The sequence below is a fragment of the Streptomyces sp. NBC_00322 genome (assembly GCF_036147535.1).
GTDB lineage: Bacteria > Actinomycetota > Actinomycetes > Streptomycetales > Streptomycetaceae > Streptomyces.
On sequence record NZ_CP108019.1, the window covers coordinates 5106387 to 5122727 of the forward strand.

A 16341-nucleotide genomic window follows, 5' to 3' on the forward strand; every position below is an offset into this window, starting at 1 on the left:
TCAGGCCCGACGGACACGACGGCCGGGCCCTTACGGGCCGCAGCCGTCGTGTGGACATGGGCGGATCAGGGTAAGGCCAGCCCAGACACAGTCTGGGCGTTGCTCCGCCCTTCCAGGTGGATCTGGTGGCTCGTCGCGTTCTGGGCGAGGGAGAAGCCGAGGACGAACACCTTCTGCCGTTCGATGCCATAGGCGACCATGCGGCGGTTCCAGAGACTCTGGTCGAACTGGGCGTGCACGGACTCGGAGTCCGCGCGGTAGGGGTAGACGAGCTGGTGTGCGAGTGTGGACTGGGGGATCTGCTGGAGCAGTTCGGCGCGATGGAATCCGCGCTCACGGTCGCTCTTGGGACGTTTCCCGCTGTCGGCTTCACGCAACGCGCGATCCGCAGGGGTGGTAGTGATGCCGACGGGGACGCGGTGCGTGTGGTCCCCGTGACGGCAGGCGATGCGCAGGACGTGATACCAGCGGCTCTTGGTGACACCGAGGCGGGGCTCCAGCTTGGTGATCGGGACTGGCGCAAGGAAGCGGGTGCCGTCGTCGAGGGAGATGCTTTCGGCGATGCGTCCTTCGTTGCACCAGAGCTCGTGGCCGCTCCGGCAGGGCTTGATGTGTTCGTAGAACACGGGAGTCACCGAGCCGTGCTGCTTGTTGATGGCCAGCATTCCCCGGCGAGCCAGGGCGTCGCGGTGGATACCGCGCAAGGCGCCGTCGTAGACGATGCCCATACAGTCCGGCAGGACATCCTTGAGCATGGTGAACTGGCGCACGGCCACCGCTGCTTCGTCCTCGTACTCACCGCCGGCGACGTAGGCGAAGGAGAGGATGACGCGGGTCCAGTAGCCATCGGACCGCCCCGAGGCGAAGAACCACTTGGTGCCGCGGACCTCCCGTTTGGCCTTCTCGCCGTTCTCGTAGTAGACGCGGGCGGCGGGGTCCACGCGGTGGTTGCGGAGCACGCCTGTGCCCTCGTCGACGGTTTCACTCTTTCTTGCTTTCGAGATCGCCCGCGGGACGGTGGCGTCGCCCACGAGGAGTTGTCGGCGCTCCGGGCGGCTCCAGACCTTGGGAACGCCGGACGGGAAGAGCCCCTGTTCCAGTGCCTGTCTGGCGGCGTAGCTGCGGAATGCTTCTTCGAGTGCGTCGCTGCTCGGGACCAGCAGCTTGTCCACGGCGTCCTGGAACTGGTGGCGTGACGGTGCGTTCAGCGGAAGTGCGGCGGCGGTTCCGCGGCCCAGATGGCGTCGGATGTGCGCACGCACGCTGCGCCATTCCCGCGGTGACGCCAGCAGGCCGACGGCCGACCGTTTCGACTTCGTCACCGGGGTCAAGGCAGCGAGGAGCATGTACACGATCGCCGGGTACTCGCGCGGACAGCCCACGTTGGCCGGCGGCGGAAGGAGCTCGGCCATCTCGTACAGCAGGGGGTAGTCGAGGCAGTCCTGAACGCGCTGGGCGACGGTGCGCTGGTGGTGGTCGGCGAGTTGGCGCTTGCGGTTGGGCCTGCCCAGCTCGGGCAGTGGGTCACCGAAGATGTCGTCAGGCACGGGGCGGTACTCCGTCGGTGTAGGCGGGGGCGCAGCGCCAGTCGTAGCCGATGATGGCGGCGGCGCGGTCGAGGGAGCGAAGGCCGATGCTGCGGGCCGCCTCCTCGATGCGGCCGGTCGCCTCGAATGCGGCGATGGCGGCGGTGGCGGTGATGGAGGCGGGTTTGACGTCGGGCTCATCGCCGAGCCCGACACGGCGCAGGAGGTCCCCGAGGGCGACACAAGCGCGGGCTTGAAGGGCTGCGTCGGAAGTGGGACGGCTCGAGACTGCGAGGCGCGCCGTTGAGGGCTCAGGGTGCTGGGCGCTGACGTGACGGGCGCGTTCGGCCAGAACGTGCCGCCCCCAGGCATCGAGTCGGCACCAACGTGGCTCGTACTTGCTGGAGCCGTGCATCCACACCTTGCTGTAGGACAGGTCGAGGTCCGCGACGACGGTGTGGCCGATCTCGCCGCTGTGCCCGCCGGCGAGGGCCAGTGCGGCGGCTGCGGCATGCCGGGTGGGGCGGGCGGTGAAGGAGGCGTGGTGGCGAAGGTCCACGATTTCGTCCTCGGTCAGCGCCCGGACGCCCTCATGGCTACGGGCGGGGAGAACGATGTCCCTGGTCGGGTCCTGGTCGCTCAGGCCGAGCTCGCGCAAGGTGCGGAAAGCAGCCCGTACGACGCTGCGCCGCAGCAGCCGCGTGGCGACGGCGGCATCGGAGACGTGACCGTGGCGGCTGTGGCCCTTGGCGTTGACGAAGTCCTCGACCAGCCCGGGCCGGACGTCGCTGATCAACAGCGCGCCTCGCACGGTGGCGTACCGGCCGAGTCGCCTGAACAGCAGGCCGAACTTGTCGAAGGTCTGGACGGACATTTCGTCATGAGCGGCCATGTCCTGCCAGACCTGGAGTACACGGTCGATGCCGTGGGTGAGGGAGAGGTCAGTTCCCACGATGAGCGTCCTCCGATGGGCGGTACCGGGCAGACCGGTTACTCCGCCCCGATCCGGCGCAGGGTGAGGCGAACGATCTGCTGTGTTCCATACATGCAACACATTGAGCATGGTTGATCTCCGCGGCAACATGGAGTGTGCGAATGGGTGAGCGGGGCGCGGCGAAGCCTGTCCAGGCTGCCGTCGACGGGGCGTAGCCCGCTTACTGGGTGCGCGGCGGGCTGTCGGGAGGGCTGTTGGCAGGCTCAGGCGTCGAGGCCAGAGCGGCGATGATCGTCCGGTAGCCGTCCATGACCGCTAGGAACCGCTCGCGCGGGAGCGCCGTGATTGCCTCGCTGGAGCCCAGGAACGGGGGAGCCGGGCGGCTGTGGGCTGCCTCATTCGCCAGTTCCATCTGCCCGTCTTCGCCCTTGCGGATGACCAGGGCGTACTCCAGCCAGTGCACCAGATGAAGCCCACGCTCGATCCGCTTGCTCAATCCACGGGCCAAGTGCTGGGCCAGCACTGCGGCTTCCTGCGGACCGTGCTCGAGCAGCCGGATGGCGTCCGTGGTGAACCACGTGGACGACCACAGCTCGCCAAGGTGGAGCCGGGCCCGGGCGGAGTCCGCAGACCGCAGCTCCGCCAGCCGTTGGCCGGCGGGGGTGAGAGTGAATATCTGGGCGCCCGGCTCAAGGAGCCCGTTCTGCCTCAGAAAGCCGTGCGCTCCGGCGATGGTCTTCTCGCTGATTCCCATGGCCGCGCTCACTGCGCCGACAGGCGTCCCGTCCCGTTCCTTGTCCTGCAGGCGTGCGGTGACGTCCAGCAGTTCAAGCTGTCGGCGGGGCTCCATCGCCTCGGTCGGCAGGATCCTGGCGCGGGCGGGTCCGTTGGGCGTCCCGCCGCTCATCGGTCCGCCCGCAGGAGAGTGCGAGAAGGGTGGTGAGCGAATGCTCGAAGCCATGCAGATTGGTGCATTCTTGCACAGAAAGTCATGATGGGCCCTCAGTTTGATCAAGGATGTCGTGCCGTTATTCGCCGAGGACCCAATGCGCGATGGACGTATGCCCTAGCCTGGGGGCGATGCGTGGGCCCTCAGCTGACGTGTCATCGGCGCCGCTGGGGTGGTCTAGACCCTGGCGGCGCCTCTTCGTCTGCGTGATGAAGTGCGGCCGCTACGTATGCGCCTCCAATGGCACCAGTCGATAGGTCGCGCGGCCGAGGAGTGCGACCTGTCCGCGGTCGCACAACGTTCTGATCGTCGATCGGACCGAATTCGGCGGTGTTTGAGGGCGGCCGCGCTGGACGTGAGCTCTGATCGAGGAGAGCTGGGTCGCCTTCCCGTCGGCAAGGGCTTCAAGAACGAGTGCCCTCACGGTGGGTGCAGCTGCTGGGCCGGCGTCATGCGTCGAGTGGCCCGGACTGCTGGCCCGTGGCTTGGGCTGGTCCGGCTGTTCTGCTTCAGTCCCGCCTGTGGTGTCGCGGTCGGGCTGAGTGAGAAGTCGCTCGGCGTCGGCGATGATCTCGCGCACCACCGCGAGCCGCTCCGCGGCCACTGTGTGCTCCTGTTCCGCGGCCGCGAGCTCCCGCTCGGCCTCGACGAGGCGCTGGCGCAGTTCGTTCACGTAATACGCAGCCTTGGTGCAAGCCTCGTCGGCGGAGACCCACTTGTCTCGCTCGGTGGCCTCGATCTGGCGCAGATGGGTGACGAAGGGGTCCTCTGCATTGCTTGCCCTCGTGTGCACGCTTCGCCTCCCCCCTGAGTGATCCACGCACAAGCTAGCGATCCGAAGCTCGCACCGCAGGGGAATGGCGACACTCGAAGCACTTCTTCTCGCTCGCACCTGGTGACGTGTCAAATCAAAATGGTCAAACCCCAGTTGAGGGATCTGGTAGGCGTTCCTCCGGGGGTATCAGCCGAAGGCTACTTCGCCCCTAGAGCGTTCTAGGCAGGGTGTGCGGCCATCCAACGCGGGATATCAGTGAAGCTGGCTCGCTCCGAGGGGGCCCAGTGCCCAACGGCTCCAGCTGAGCCGAACCGGCACCCCAGTGGGCCCTCCTGGTGATCGTGATGGTTCCTCGGGTGTTCTGTCGGGCTTCGCCGCCATCCCTGCATCTGACGGCTCGCGATGACCTTAAAACACACGGGCAGTCGGCTCTGAAGCTCTATGCTGTTCCGTACTTGCAACATTCGATTGGAGTCTCCGAGGGGATTCCCTGCGGGGGAAGGGTCGGGCCCATGGGTGCGTGGGATGATCTCGGCATGCCCCGGAGCAGCAATGACAAGCAGCCGTGCGACTACGTCGTAGACGGCACTTGGCCCCATGCTGCCCTGGCTCCCGATGCGCCGGTCAGCGCCTACTACGGACAGTCCCTCTCCAGGAATCTGGAGCGAGCCATGGCGTCTACTGGGCATACGTTGCGTAGCCTTGCCGAGGCGACAGGCCTTACCCACTCGACGGTCAGCCGGGTTCTCAACGGCAAGGTCATGCCGGACCTGGGCACGCTGGCCCGCCTCGAGGCGGCCTTCGGCTTTCAGCTCTGGCCCGGGCCGGCGGCTCTGCCGCCGAGCCCGCCGAAGCCCTGAGTCGCTGCTTCGTACTCCGTTCAGCCTGCCCGGCGTGCATCCTGAGTGCTGTGCCACATTCTTTTCCTTGTGGTCATGTATGCACCGAGCGAGCGGCGTGAGGTCTATCTGCTGTGCTTCGATGGCGGCCAGCGGATAGGCCTCGTTCGGCACGCTCGGGACTCCTTGAGTCTTCCGACAGCCGCCTGCGCACCACAGGAGTCGTACCGCGAAGCGGTGCGCCGCCTCGTGGACGGATCCGCTCTGCGCTTCGGTGGGGTTGTGGCACGGCTGGATGTCTATCCCCACGGACCAGCCCCGCATCGAAAGGTGCGTCTGTTCACGGCGCACGCTGAACGTTCCTGCTACGCATCGTGGCTGTGGGTGCCATGGCGTCAAGCCGTCCGGAGGCTGCCCTCGCTCGGCACTTCGGAGCTCGGGGATTTTGTGGAGGGCTACCTCGAAGGCTGGATCCCGGACGGATGGATCACGCTCACTTCGGATCTTCGGCGCTGACGCCTCGCTACCGCCTGATCGTTGAGGCGGTAGCCACGAAGGGGCGGCTGCGGGGCACCGAAGTCCGGGCGCCCGAGGGGACGGGGCGCGCAGGGCCATGGGGTGTGGGGCGTGCCCCTATGAGTTTGGCCAAGCTGGTGTGGATCACAATGTCGGCATGAGTGACCGTGGTTCTCTGTGATCGACGATCGCCTGGGCGACCTGACCCTCTGACGCTTGTGCGGCGCCGCCCCCTTCAATGGAAGGTACGCGGCCAGCTCGGCTCGGGGATCGACACTCTGAGCCAGGACCTCGTCCGAAGGAATTGATGGACGCGACGCGGCCTTGGGCGAGTCTGACTGCCGCCCATCCCGTGTCCGTCGCCCTCGCCACCGGCCTCGTCGCGGTTGGCCTCGCGGGGCCTCACCGTCCCCTGCAGATCCTGGCCGGCGTCCCCGGCCACTCGGGCTGCGGCAAGACCACCCTGCCCCGCAGCATCGCCGGCTTACTGTGCGCCGACGCGGGCACCGTAGGGCAGGAGCGCCATCTCCCGGGCGTTCTTGATCGCTGTGGCGATCTGCCGCTGCTGCTGGGCGCTGACGTGGGTAACGCGGCGGCTGCGGATCTTGCCACGGTCGGAGATGAACTTCCGCAGCAGGTTGGTGTCCTTGTAGTCGATGTACGTGATCCCGGCCGCCTCCAGGGGGTTGGGGCGGGACTTGAGCGGCTTGCGGGGATCGTGACGGCGGGCCATGAGTGTTCCTTCGTCGGTCTGATTTCGGATGGGTGTCTGGTGCCGGGGTTACGAGACGGGGTCGAGGAGGGAGTCGAACGCGGGCGGCAGGTGCTTCCACGCCTCGGGGCCGGCGGCGTACTCGTCGTCGGTGAGCAGGCAGGACTCGAGAAGCTGTGCCAGGCCGTCGCGGTCAAGGCCGGGGGAGGTGAAGACGAGGTGCTGGCAACAGTCGCCGTGCTCGGGGTGCCAGTCCAGTGCGGCAGCGGCTCGGCGTATGGGCGGGACCATCTCCCAGGCGGCGTCCGGCAGGGAGGCCAGCCAGGGACCGGCGTTCTCCACGCACAGCGCGCCGCCCGCGGCATCCCAGGCGAGCAGGGTGTCGGGGCGGTCGGCGAGCCAGAACCGGCCGCGACTGCGGGCGGCGGCGCAACACAGGTCTTCCAGTGCCTGGTAGAGGCGTTCGGGGTGGAACGGGCGGCGGCGGTGCCAGACGAGGGTGGCGACCCCGGCTTCGTCTGCTTCCTGGGGCAGCCGCGCGCAGGCCGGGTGCTGTGCGGCGGCTGCCGTTTCCACGTCGAAGCCGGCGAAGGCCAGTTGGGCGAGTTCGCCTGATCCGGCGGGCACCCGGTGTGCGGTCGGGTGGAGCTGGGCGAGGAGTGCGCGGTCCTCGTCGTCGGCTTCTTCGCTGTCGACGAGAGCGAGCACGGGTGCGTACTCCAGCTGCCGGGCCCAGGTGTCGCCGACCGTGCGCTGGTCGGTGGCGGCAGCGGCGAGACCGGCCTCGGCCAGGTCGTCGCCGTTGGCCAGGTAGGGCAGCACAAGTGCGGGGTCGACGGCGGTCATCACATTGGTGAGATCGAGGGCGTCGCCACCGTGCGCGACGACGACCTCCGCCATCGCCTTGGGCTCGACGGAGTCCCACAGTTCGACGATCGCGAGCCGGGTCAGACCGCCGGCGGCCAGGCGCTCCAGCTCCGGGACCAGGTCTTCGCGCAGCGCGCAGCAGGCGCAGTCATTGACGAGCGGGGCATCGCCGTAGGACAGCTGGCCCGAGGAGTCGCGGATCAGACGGCGCAGGGTGCCTTCGACAGCTGAGGCCAGGTCATGGTGGAGGGCGACACTGCCGGGGACGGTTCGCAGGAGACGGTCCACCACCTCCTTGCGGGCGTCGGAGTGGAGCCCTCCGACGATCACGACGGGCAGCCGGGGCTGGTTCTGCATCAGTTCGCCTCGCGCCGGCCGTAGCGGCGCTCGAATCGCTCGACGCGGCCCGCGGTGTCCAGGACGCGGGCGGTGCCTGTGTAGAAGGGGTGGCTCACGTTCGAGATCTCGACGTCGACCACGGGGTACGTGTTGCCGTCCTCCCACTCGATCGTCTTGTCGCTGGTGGTGGTGGAACGGGTGAGGAAGGCGGAGCCGGCGGCCTTGTCACGGAAGACAACGGGGCCGTACGGGGGGTGGATTCCAGGCTTCATGGCGTGGTCCTTCAGGGCAGGGGATGAGGTCAGCGTTCTTCGCGGAAGTCGACGTGCCTGCGGGCGATCGGGTCGAACTTGCGCAGGACCATGCGGTCGGGATCGTTCCGCCGGTTCTTGCGGGTGACGTACGTGTAGCCGGTCCCCGCGGTGGAGCGGAGCTTGATGATCGGGCGTACTTCGTTGCGAGCCATGGGCGCTAGTATATGACAATGGTTTCCATTACCAAAAAGGAAACCATCTGAAGAGAGGCAGGTAACACCTTGTCCGCCCACTGCCAACTGACCGGCGCCCAGCCGGGCTTCGGCAACAACATCTCCCACTCGCACCGGCGCACCTCGCGCCGCTTCGACCCCAACATCCAGCGCAAGCGGTACTGGCTGCCGAGCGAGGGCCGGCATGTACGCCTGACGCTCAGCACCAAGGCGATCAAGGCGATCGACAGCATCGGTATCGAGGCGGCCGTGGCCCGCATCCGCGCCCGGGGAGTGAAGGTCTGATGGCCAAGCAGAGCAAGATCGCCAAGAACGAGAAGCGCAAGGCAATCGTCGAGCGGTACGCCGTCCGTCGAGCCGAGTTGAAGGAGATCATCCGCCGCCCGGGCACCCCGGAGTCGGAGCGGGCTGCTGCTCTGGCGGAGCTTCGGCGCCAGCCGCGCGACGCCAGCGCGACCCGGGTGCGCAACCGGGACAGCGTGGACGGCCGACCGCGGGGGCACCTGCGACGGTTCGGGCTGTCCCGTGTCCGTATGCGCGAGCAGGCACACGCCGGATTCCTCCCCGGAGTCACCAAGTCGTCCTGGTGAGCGTGCCGCCCTCGTGGCGGTCTGGCTGCTCTGGCCGTGACTCGGCGGGGTCACGGCCAGCATCCGAGCAAGCCCGCACGTGGACGAGGGCGTGAGCCGGGCCACGGTTTAAGAACCGAGTCCGAGCTCGGTCCTTGGGCCGGCTTCGGTGCCTTGCCAGACGTGCTAGAACGACGGAGCTCCGCGACGGGGTCACTCGGCCCGATCCGGGAGCAGTAGCCAATGCGACAAGTATTTGTGAATTCAGGATTCGCTGTATCGTGGTGGCTGTGCTGACACTCTCTTCCGAGGTCGAGGTGCTGGCGCGGTTCGGCCGCGCGCTCGCCGACCCGATCCGCTGCCGACTGCTGCTCGCGCTGAGCGAGGCCCCTGCCCACCCGTCAGATCTCGCCGAGGCTCTTGGAATCTCCCGGACTCGGCTCTCCAACCACCTCGCGTGCCTGCGCGACTGCGGGATGGTCGTCGCCGTTCCGGTGGGCCGCCGCACCCGCTACGAGCTCGCCGATCCGCGACTGGCCCACGCGCTCGACGACGTTCGTACCGCCGTGGTCGCGGTCGAGACGGATCGCGCGTGCGCGGACGCCGATGAGAAGGGCTGCTGCTGATGGCCGCCGTCGCGTTCGGGCCCTCCCCGGCCCGACGGGACGCGCTCACGCGTCGCATCCGGCTGCTGGTCTTCGCCACCATCACCTACAACGTCATCGAGGCGGGTGTCGCGATCATCGCGGGCACGTTGGCCTCCTCCAGCGCCCTGATCGGCTTCGGCCTCGACTCGCTCATTGAAGTGTCCTCCGCCGCAGCGGTCGCCTGGCAGTTCTCCCCCCGCGACCACGCCGCGCGTCAGGCCCGCGAGAAGACCACACTGCGGATCATCGCCGTCTCGTTCTTCGCGCTCGCCGCGTACATCACCGTCGACACCGCCCGCACCCTGGCCAGCACCGGTGAGGCCGAACGCTCCCTTCCAGGAATCGTGATCGCCGCCCTGTCCCTCATGGTGATGCCGGTGCTGTCCACGACGCAGCGCCGCGCGGGACGCGAACTCGGCTCCGCCTCGGCCGTCGCGGACTCCAAGCAGACCCTCCTGTGCACCTACCTGTCCGCCGTGCTGCTGGCTGGCCTACTCGCCAACGCCACCCTGGGCTGGTCCTGGGCCGACCCACTCGCCGCCTTGGTGATCGCGGCCATCGCCTTCAAGGAAGGCCGCGACGCCTGGCGCGGCCGCGGGTGCTGTGCCACCTCTACCGTCACAGAAGCCGACAGGACGAAGACGGGCGCCTTGGGATGTACCCCCGGATCCTCTTGCGGCAACTGACCCCGGCCGCCGGTCCCGTGTCCGTTTTCACTCGACGGCTGGGGCCCTGTCGATGTACGGGACGGGCGGCTCCGGGATTCGCTCGATGGTTGCCACGTCGAGTGCCAGGGCTGCGGAAGTGGTGCCCAGAGCGCCGTGCGGGTGCCAGGTACCGGTCACTTTCACCCAGGTGTCGGCAGGTGGTGCTTTCGCACCATGCATCGTGACGGTCAACGACTGCGCGTCGGCCGCGCAGCAGGCCACCAGGAGCCGGGTCAGATCCCAGGTTCCGTCCTCGCCGGGCGTGACAAACCCCTGTATGAGGACGGTGCGGCCCTTGAGGCTCTGTTTGTCGTCCTGCTGAGCCCGCGCGATGAACTCGGTCAGAGAGAGCGGAGCGGGGCCGTGAGCGGAGAGCGGCTCGAAGCGCTCGTAGTCCTCGACGATCTTCGGATTGTCGCGTGCTGCGGTGTAGGAGCCCAGGGCCGGTGGGGCGAAGAGGAGCAGTACGAGCGCGGGCGGCAGCAGAAGCCAGGCGATGCGAGGCCCGTGGGTGTGGTCGTGCCCATGCTCCGACGGCAGGGCGGCGTCACTGTGGAGCCCCCGCCCCTGGCGGCGTCCGAGGAAGGGCAGCCCGTCGCGCCGAGTACCGATCATCCCCAGTGCGCACAGGACGATGCCGGAGGCGACGAGGAAGGGTTGCAGCCCTTCTTTCACGTAGCGCAGGCCGATGTCGCTGAACAGGGACGCGCGCAGGATCCCGGCTCCGGTCAGTAGGAGCAACAGGGGTTGGAAGGTGCGTCTCACAGCAGCCACCACCCAACGAGGGCGCTGGACACGATGGCGACCACCGCGGTGGCCGACGAGAACCGGACGGCGAAGGACCGGCCGAACGTTCCGGCCTGCAGGGCGATCAGTTTCACGTCGACCATGGGACCGACCACCATGAACGTCAGGCGGGCGGTGGGCGAGAAGCCGGTCAGTGAGGCGGCGACGAAGGCGTCGGCCTCCGAGCAGACGGCGAGGACGATCGCGAGCCCGGCGAGGAACAGCACCGACATCCAGGGCGAGCCGGAGAACGTGTCCAGCACCGATCGTGGCACGGTGACGTTGAAGGTGGCCGCGGCCATGGCGCCGAGTACGAGGAACCCTCCGGCGTGCAGGAAGTCGTGCTGGAAGCCGAGCCGGAACTCCTCCCATCGGCTGTGCCCGTGCTGGTGGCCGGTGTGCCGGGCCGGCATGCGCAGCCACTCCGCACGGCCGAGCTTCAGCCACAGCCAGCCCATCGCCGCGGAGGTGGCAAGTGAGGCGATGAGCCGGGCGGCAACCATCTCAGGCTTGCCGGGGAAGGCAACGGCGGTTGCGGTCAGGACGATCGGGTTGACGGCCGGCGCGGACAGGAGGAAGGCGAAGGCGGCTGCCGGTGTCACTCCCCGCCGGATCAGGCTCCCGGCGACGGGTACCGAGGCGCACTCGCAGCCCGGCAGCACGATCCCGGCCGCGCTCGCCACAGGCACCGCGAGGGCGGGGTTGCGGGGGAGCGCCTTGCTGAACGCCTGCGCCGGTACGAAGGCGTTGACCGCTCCGGAGATCAGCGTGCCCAGGATGAGGAACGGAAGGGCCTGAACGGTGATGGCCACACAGACGGTCTGCCAGGCACGGAAGCCGGGGTGAGACAGCCAATCCGCCGCTCCCGCGACCCAGGCGAGCCCGCCGATGACCAGTATCGAGGCAGCGCCTGCGGCAAGCAGGGACGTCGGCGCGGGGCGATCCGGGCTGGTGCATGTCCCGGGCTGTCTGCTGGTGTCGACCCGCAGGTCTTTCACCAACCCATCAGCTTCGTTCACGTCTGCTCCGGTCGTCCGCGGGAGGCATCACGATAACCGGGGGATCCGCTCATCCCGGAGATTGGTTGATGCTCGCCATCGTCGGACTCATGGTCGAGTCGGCATCGCAGTTCACCGCCTCGTGTGCCGCGAGTCCGGCGATGGCGGGCATACCGGGTTGGGCAGTGCCGTGGCTGCGACCACTGCCCAACCCGGCGTCCTTATGTCTGCGGTACGAGTTCGGGGTGCTCGTGCTCGCAGGCGTCGTCGATGCCGTAGGTGTCCCACGCGGGGAACGGATCGACAGATGGGAGGTTTTCGCCCTCTTTCAAGAGGCAGTCGGCAACGGCGGCCTGAAGCGCTTCGGTGCGCAGGCCGGTACCGATGAAGACCAGTTCCTGGCCCTGCGCGCTGTCCGCGTCCCGGGCGCCGGAGGGTTCGAAGCGGGCGACGGAGCCGGCCTGTGACCACAGGCCGGTCACGTTGGGCCGGTTGGCCAGCCAGAAGAAGCCCTTGGAGCGCAGGATCTGACCGAAGCGGCCGCTGTCGAGTCCCTCGGTGACGAACGTCCACAGGCGGCCCGGGTGGAACGGCACCCGGGAGCGGAAGACCGTGCTGGAGATGCCGTACTCCTCGGTCTCCGGCAGCTGATCGCCGTTGAGTTCCATGACCCAGCCCGGGGCCTGCTGTGCACGCTCCAGGTCGAACAGCCCGGTACCGAGAACATCGCCGAGGTCCACGCGCCCGCGGGTGGCCGCCACGATCCGGGCCGCCGGGTTGAGACGAGTGAGGGCTGCGCGCAGCCGGTCGGCGCTCTGCGCATCGACGAGGTCAAGCTTGTTGACGACGATGACGTCGGCGAACTCGATCTGGTCCATCAGCAGGTCGCTGACGGTGCGTTCGTCGTCCTCGTACTGGTCGAGTCCGCGCTCGGCGAGCCCGTCCCCGCCTTCCAGTTCCGGCAGGAAGTTGGCGGCGTCGACGACCGTGACCATGGTGTCGAGGCGAGCCAGGTCGCCGAGGGCGGCGCCGTCGTCGCGAGGGAAGGCAAAGGTCGCTGCGACGGGCATCGGTTCGGAGATGCCGCTGGACTCGATGAGGAGGTAGTCGAAGCGGTCCTCGCGGGCGAGACGGTCGACCTCCTCGAGCAGGTCGTCGCGCAGGGTGCAGCAGATGCACCCGTTGGTCATCTCGACCAGGCGTTCCTCGGTCCGCGACAGGGCGGCCTCGCCGCCGCGCACAAGTGCGGCGTCGATGTTGATCTCGCTCATGTCGTTGACGATGACCGCGACGCGCAGGCCCTCGCGGTTGCTCAGCACATGGTTGAGCAGCGTGGTCTTGCCCGCGCCGAGGAAGCCGGACAGGACGGTGACGGGCAGTCGTTCGGCCATGCCTGTCAGCCCTCGGGGCGCAGCAGGCCGCGCTCGTACGCCTTGGCGAGCCGCTGCGGCACCAGGTAGGCGACGCCGTCGACCGTGACCGGCACGAGTTGCGGCGTAGTGGCCTTCCACTGGGCGCGGCGGTGGCGGGTGTTGCTGCGGGACATCTTCCGCTTGGGTACAGCCATGGTGCGGGTCCTCTCTGGGTGGCGCGACCCAAAGGCTATATGGAAATGGGTTCCATTTCCAATTGAGAGGTTGCTGCGTCACCGGGAAGCCGGACCCGGTGGCTCGCGGGGGCACCTCCAGCCGGCCCGGCAGCGATGTGTCACGCCATCCAGAAGAAGACCGCCGTCATCCGCTTGTCCTCCAAGGTGCTGCCCCAGTAGCCGGTAGCGCTGTGCATCATGTTGGCGGTGTAGAGGAGCAGCCGGTTGTACCGGTGCGGCACGCGTACGTCCTCGGTGAACGAGTCGGGCGGGACGAAACGTGTGCCCAGGGCGTCGACCAGGTTGTTGTGCGGCGCCGTCACCAGGTTCCCGCCGAGTCTGCCGCCGGGCAGACTCTGCCGGTAGAAGCTGGTTCCGCAGTCCTTGGGCACGTTCGGATTGAGATAGAGCACCGCTGCGTAGCGGCACAGCGCACGGGAATCGGTGTGTGGACGGGGCTCGCATTCGTCCTTGCCGACGACCTGGATGCAGTTGTGATTGAGGGTGCCACCGCCGGGAGCGGTCTCCTTCCACAACCGGCGCGCGCCGGTGGCCTTCGTGACCAGTCTTTCGACGCGGGAGAGTTCCTCCGGTTCGAGCCCCGGCATCGTGCGGAGGCCGGGCCAGCTCTCGGGCTTGAATGGGTGGCCCTCGACCCAGTCGTCCTTGGCGAGGCAGCGGGCCCGGACGGCGTCCACATCGGGCAGCACATGGTCCAGCACCCAATAGTCCCGGTTGGGAGTGGGTTTGCGGTAGGGCAGGACCGGGAGTGCCGGGGTTCTCGGGGGGTGTGGAGGCATGCGGAGACAGTAGAGGTGCGCAGGTGTCACCGCGCCCCCGTGAATTGGTCAATCTTCCGTCAACTCAACGCAGTCGTCAGTTGCTTGCTGACGACCGAGATCAGGCACGTGCCACCTGCGCGCCGCCAGCGGGGCGGGCGTCAAATGAGGCATCGGGATTTCGAAGTGCACCGTGCCGACACCGGGACCGTGCTCACCGGTCGTCCGGGCGTCGAAGACCTCCTTGGCCATGCTCCGCCAGAAGGCTTCGGCGCCCTCCACATGGACATTGGTGTGCAGATAGATGCTGTCGTAGCCCGGGGTGGTGGCGGCAAATTCGCATGCCCTGCGCACCAGGGTCCGCGCCAGACCGTGCCGCCGGTGCTCGGCTTTGACGTAGACACGGACGACCTGCGCGGTCGTTCCCGGCGGGTAGCGCTCGGCGAGCCAGCGTGGGTGCGGCGGATGGGCCGGACCGATCGATCGCACGCCGGTCGTGGCCACCACCTCGCCGCCGTGCACCGTCACCAGCAGCAGATGCCGGGGATCGTCCAGGTAGGTGCCCACGATGTCGACGACGTCGCGGTGCCATTCGGGTACGTAGCCGTACCCGAAATCCCGGTAGAAGGTGTCTAGCATCACGCGGCGCGCTCCTTCCACGTCGGCGACCGTTGCGGGGCGCACGATGTACGCGGTGTTCGGGGCGTTCTGCGGGGCGTGAGTCATCGTGTAACTCCTTTTCGCTGAGAACTCATTCGTTGGGGACCCGAGGTGTCGGCAGGCCGGTCCCGTCGCAATGCACATCCGTCACCGGGACGTTCCCGTCGACCAGATACGCGGCGGCGGCACTGTCCACGCACTTGTTGCCCCGGCTGGCGAACACGCCGTGCGAGTAGTCGTCGTGGAGTGTGACCAGGCGCGAGCCGGGCAGCCGCTGCCGTAGCTGCCAGGCTCCCTCGATGGGTGTGACGGGGTCGTGTTCGGAGGCGATCAGCAGCACCGGGGGCACCTCGGGGCTGCCGAGCCGGGTGCCGTGGGCGGGTATGTGGTGCCAGTAGGCGCAAGCCGAGGCTTCGACTCCTGTGACGATCGGGTGCGGGTCGAGACGCCGCAGGCGCCGGATGTCGGCCGTGACCCGACCCGGCGTCGGGCCGGGCCCGTCCGCGCACTTCACGACGCGGTTCGCGGACTCATAGGTACGTGACGCGGCACCGTCGAAGGGGGCGGCAGGGCGCAGGAGTTCGGTGCTGCCGTCGTGCAGGTACGCACGGATGCCTGCCGCGAGGCCCTCCCAGCGTTCCGTGCGGCCAAGCGCTCGGTACACGGCACGGTCGAACTCGGCGGGACCGATGCCGTCCACGGGGCGGGCTGCGAGTTCCTGACGCGCCCGCCTGTAGGCGGAACGGACTTCACCGGCGCTGCCGCCGAGACCGAAGCGTTCTTCGTACCGGGCGACCCAGGTGAAGAACACGTCGCGCTGGCGCAGCAATGCCCGGCTCTGCCGCAGGTCGAAGTCGTACCACTCCCCGGGGCCGACGACGCTGTCGAGCACCATGCGACCGACGTGCTGCGGGAACAGTGCGGCATAGGCGGCGCCGAGGTAGCTGCCGTAAGAGACGCCCAGGAAGCCGATCTGCCGTTCGCCGAGTGCGGAGCGTATGGCGTCCATGTCCCGGGCGGTCTGAGTGGTCGACAGATGCGCCAGCGTGTCGCCGGCGTCGGCGGCGCAGTCGTCCGCCATACGCCTCAACGAGTCGAGGTGCGCCGTTTCCGCGGGATGGCCGGCCGGTACGGGCTCGGGTCCGGGGCTGTCGAAGAGACCGCCCATCGGGCCGCAGTCGGCGGGCGCGCTCTGTCCCGTACCGCGTGGGTCGAAGCCGATGACGTCGTACGTGCGGCGGACGCTCTCGGGCAGCTTGGTCCGCTTGGTGACGGCGTAAGCCAATCCCGGCCCGCCGGGTCCGCCCGGGTTCACCAGCAGAATGCCGCGCCGCTCCTCGGGTGGTCCCGACGCGCGTACGCGCGAGACGGCGATGCGGATGTGCTCGCCGTCCGGGTGTTCCCGATCGAGCGGGACGCTCAGCAATCCGCACTCCACCCGCTCAGGGGCGTCCGGGACCGGCATGAACTCCGGGCAGGGACCGAAACGCAGAGATGGATCGGGGGCAGTGGTGGCGTGGACCGGGGCGGCAGGGACCAGGGCGGCGGCGGTGGCCACGAGGGCGCAGAGCACGCCCAGGTGGCGAACGGCGGGAGTCACGGGTCTCGCATTCAGAGAATCGACGCTGGATCAGATGACAATGAAAACGATTGTCGATAACGT

The 16341-nt window shown here is 68.3% G+C and carries 20 protein-coding genes; 5 read left to right on the top strand and 15 right to left on the bottom strand.

The window, feature by feature from the left end:
- Nucleotides 1-65: 65 nt before the first annotated feature.
- From OG905_RS23350 to OG905_RS23365, 4 genes are all read right to left on the bottom strand, one after another.
- On the bottom strand, nucleotides 66-1547 hold the full coding sequence (locus OG905_RS23350) for a hypothetical protein (protein ID WP_328676739.1): 1482 nt from the start codon (nucleotides 1545-1547) through the stop codon (nucleotides 66-68).
- A complete protein-coding gene (locus tag OG905_RS23355; protein WP_328676741.1) occupies nucleotides 1540-2478 on the bottom strand; it encodes a hypothetical protein in 939 nt (312 codons plus the stop codon). Before OG905_RS23355 ends, OG905_RS23350 begins: the two co-directional genes overlap by 8 nt.
- 202 nt (nucleotides 2479-2680) lie before the next feature.
- Nucleotides 2681-3367, bottom strand: a complete 687-nt coding sequence (locus OG905_RS23360; RefSeq protein ID WP_328676743.1) for a hypothetical protein — start codon at nucleotides 3365-3367, stop codon at nucleotides 2681-2683.
- Nucleotides 3368-3632: 265 nt separating this feature from the next.
- A complete protein-coding gene (locus OG905_RS23365; protein WP_328676745.1) occupies nucleotides 3633-4202 on the bottom strand; it encodes a hypothetical protein in 570 nt (189 codons plus the stop codon).
- A gap of 518 nt (nucleotides 4203-4720) precedes the next feature.
- On the opposite strand from OG905_RS23365, the gene OG905_RS23370 reads away from it, so the two are divergent.
- Nucleotides 4721-5044, top strand: coding sequence for a helix-turn-helix domain-containing protein (locus OG905_RS23370; RefSeq protein ID WP_328676748.1), 324 nt, complete (start codon nucleotides 4721-4723; stop codon nucleotides 5042-5044).
- A gap of 979 nt (nucleotides 5045-6023) precedes the next feature.
- Here the strand turns inward: OG905_RS23370 and rpsR are convergent.
- The 4 genes from rpsR to rpmG are packed head-to-tail and all read right to left on the bottom strand — an operon-like array spanning nucleotide 6024 to nucleotide 7923.
- Entirely contained in the window at nucleotides 6024-6272 is a 249-nt protein-coding gene (rpsR, locus tag OG905_RS23375; protein ID WP_328676750.1) for a 30S ribosomal protein S18, read from the bottom strand.
- A gap of 48 nt (nucleotides 6273-6320) precedes the next feature.
- Entirely contained in the window at nucleotides 6321-7475 is a 1155-nt protein-coding gene (locus tag OG905_RS23380) for a CobW family GTP-binding protein (RefSeq protein WP_328676752.1), read from the bottom strand.
- A complete protein-coding gene (locus tag OG905_RS23385) occupies nucleotides 7475-7729 on the bottom strand; it encodes a type B 50S ribosomal protein L31 (protein ID WP_328676754.1) in 255 nt (84 codons plus the stop codon). Before OG905_RS23385 ends, OG905_RS23380 begins: the two co-directional genes overlap by 1 nt.
- A 29-nt stretch (nucleotides 7730-7758) precedes the next feature.
- Nucleotides 7759-7923: a 50S ribosomal protein L33 gene (gene rpmG / locus OG905_RS23390; RefSeq protein WP_266992509.1), complete on the bottom strand. Its 165-nt coding sequence runs from the start codon at nucleotides 7921-7923 to the stop codon at nucleotides 7759-7761.
- A 69-nt stretch (nucleotides 7924-7992) separates the two neighbouring features.
- Here rpmG and rpmB point away from each other — a divergent pair, with 69 nt between their 5' ends.
- The 4 genes from rpmB (at nucleotide 7993) to OG905_RS23410 (ending at nucleotide 9846) form a co-directional block, all read left to right on the top strand.
- Entirely contained in the window at nucleotides 7993-8229 is a 237-nt protein-coding gene (rpmB, locus tag OG905_RS23395; RefSeq protein WP_328676762.1) for a 50S ribosomal protein L28, read from the top strand.
- Nucleotides 8229-8534 carry a 30S ribosomal protein S14 gene (gene rpsN, locus OG905_RS23400; protein WP_328676764.1) on the top strand — a complete coding sequence of 102 codons (306 nt, stop codon included), beginning with the start codon at nucleotides 8229-8231 and terminating at the stop codon, nucleotides 8532-8534. Before rpmB ends, rpsN begins: the two co-directional genes overlap by 1 nt.
- Before the next feature lie 269 nt (nucleotides 8535-8803).
- Nucleotides 8804-9139, top strand: coding sequence for an ArsR/SmtB family transcription factor (locus tag OG905_RS23405; protein WP_328676765.1), 336 nt, complete (start codon nucleotides 8804-8806; stop codon nucleotides 9137-9139).
- Nucleotides 9139-9846, top strand: coding sequence for a cation transporter (locus OG905_RS23410; RefSeq protein ID WP_328676766.1), 708 nt, complete (start codon nucleotides 9139-9141; stop codon nucleotides 9844-9846). Before OG905_RS23405 ends, OG905_RS23410 begins: the two co-directional genes overlap by 1 nt.
- 27 nt (nucleotides 9847-9873) lie before the next feature.
- Here the strand turns inward: OG905_RS23410 and OG905_RS23415 are convergent, their stop codons facing one another.
- The 7 genes from OG905_RS23415 to OG905_RS23445 form a co-directional block, all read right to left on the bottom strand.
- Nucleotides 9874-10632 carry a TIGR03943 family putative permease subunit gene (locus tag OG905_RS23415; protein WP_328676767.1) on the bottom strand — a complete coding sequence of 253 codons (759 nt, stop codon included), beginning with the start codon at nucleotides 10630-10632 and terminating at the stop codon, nucleotides 9874-9876.
- Nucleotides 10629-11672: a permease gene (locus OG905_RS23420; RefSeq protein ID WP_328676768.1), complete on the bottom strand. Its 1044-nt coding sequence runs from the start codon at nucleotides 11670-11672 to the stop codon at nucleotides 10629-10631. Before OG905_RS23420 ends, OG905_RS23415 begins: the two co-directional genes overlap by 4 nt.
- A 200-nt stretch (nucleotides 11673-11872) precedes the next feature.
- Nucleotides 11873-13042, bottom strand: a complete 1170-nt coding sequence (locus tag OG905_RS23425; protein WP_328676769.1) for a GTP-binding protein — start codon at nucleotides 13040-13042, stop codon at nucleotides 11873-11875.
- Nucleotides 13043-13047: 5 nt separating this feature from the next.
- Nucleotides 13048-13218, bottom strand: a complete 171-nt coding sequence (rpmF, locus tag OG905_RS23430; protein WP_328676772.1) for a 50S ribosomal protein L32 — start codon at nucleotides 13216-13218, stop codon at nucleotides 13048-13050.
- A gap of 140 nt (nucleotides 13219-13358) precedes the next feature.
- Nucleotides 13359-14039 carry a DUF6445 family protein gene (locus OG905_RS23435; RefSeq protein ID WP_328676773.1) on the bottom strand — a complete coding sequence of 227 codons (681 nt, stop codon included), beginning with the start codon at nucleotides 14037-14039 and terminating at the stop codon, nucleotides 13359-13361.
- Between the two features lie 48 nt (nucleotides 14040-14087).
- Nucleotides 14088-14744 carry a GNAT family N-acetyltransferase gene (locus tag OG905_RS23440; protein ID WP_328676776.1) on the bottom strand — a complete coding sequence of 219 codons (657 nt, stop codon included), beginning with the start codon at nucleotides 14742-14744 and terminating at the stop codon, nucleotides 14088-14090.
- A 25-nt stretch (nucleotides 14745-14769) separates the two neighbouring features.
- Nucleotides 14770-16278, bottom strand: coding sequence for an alpha/beta hydrolase (locus OG905_RS23445; protein ID WP_328676778.1), 1509 nt, complete (start codon nucleotides 16276-16278; stop codon nucleotides 14770-14772).
- Between the last annotated feature and the right edge of the window lie 63 nt (nucleotides 16279-16341).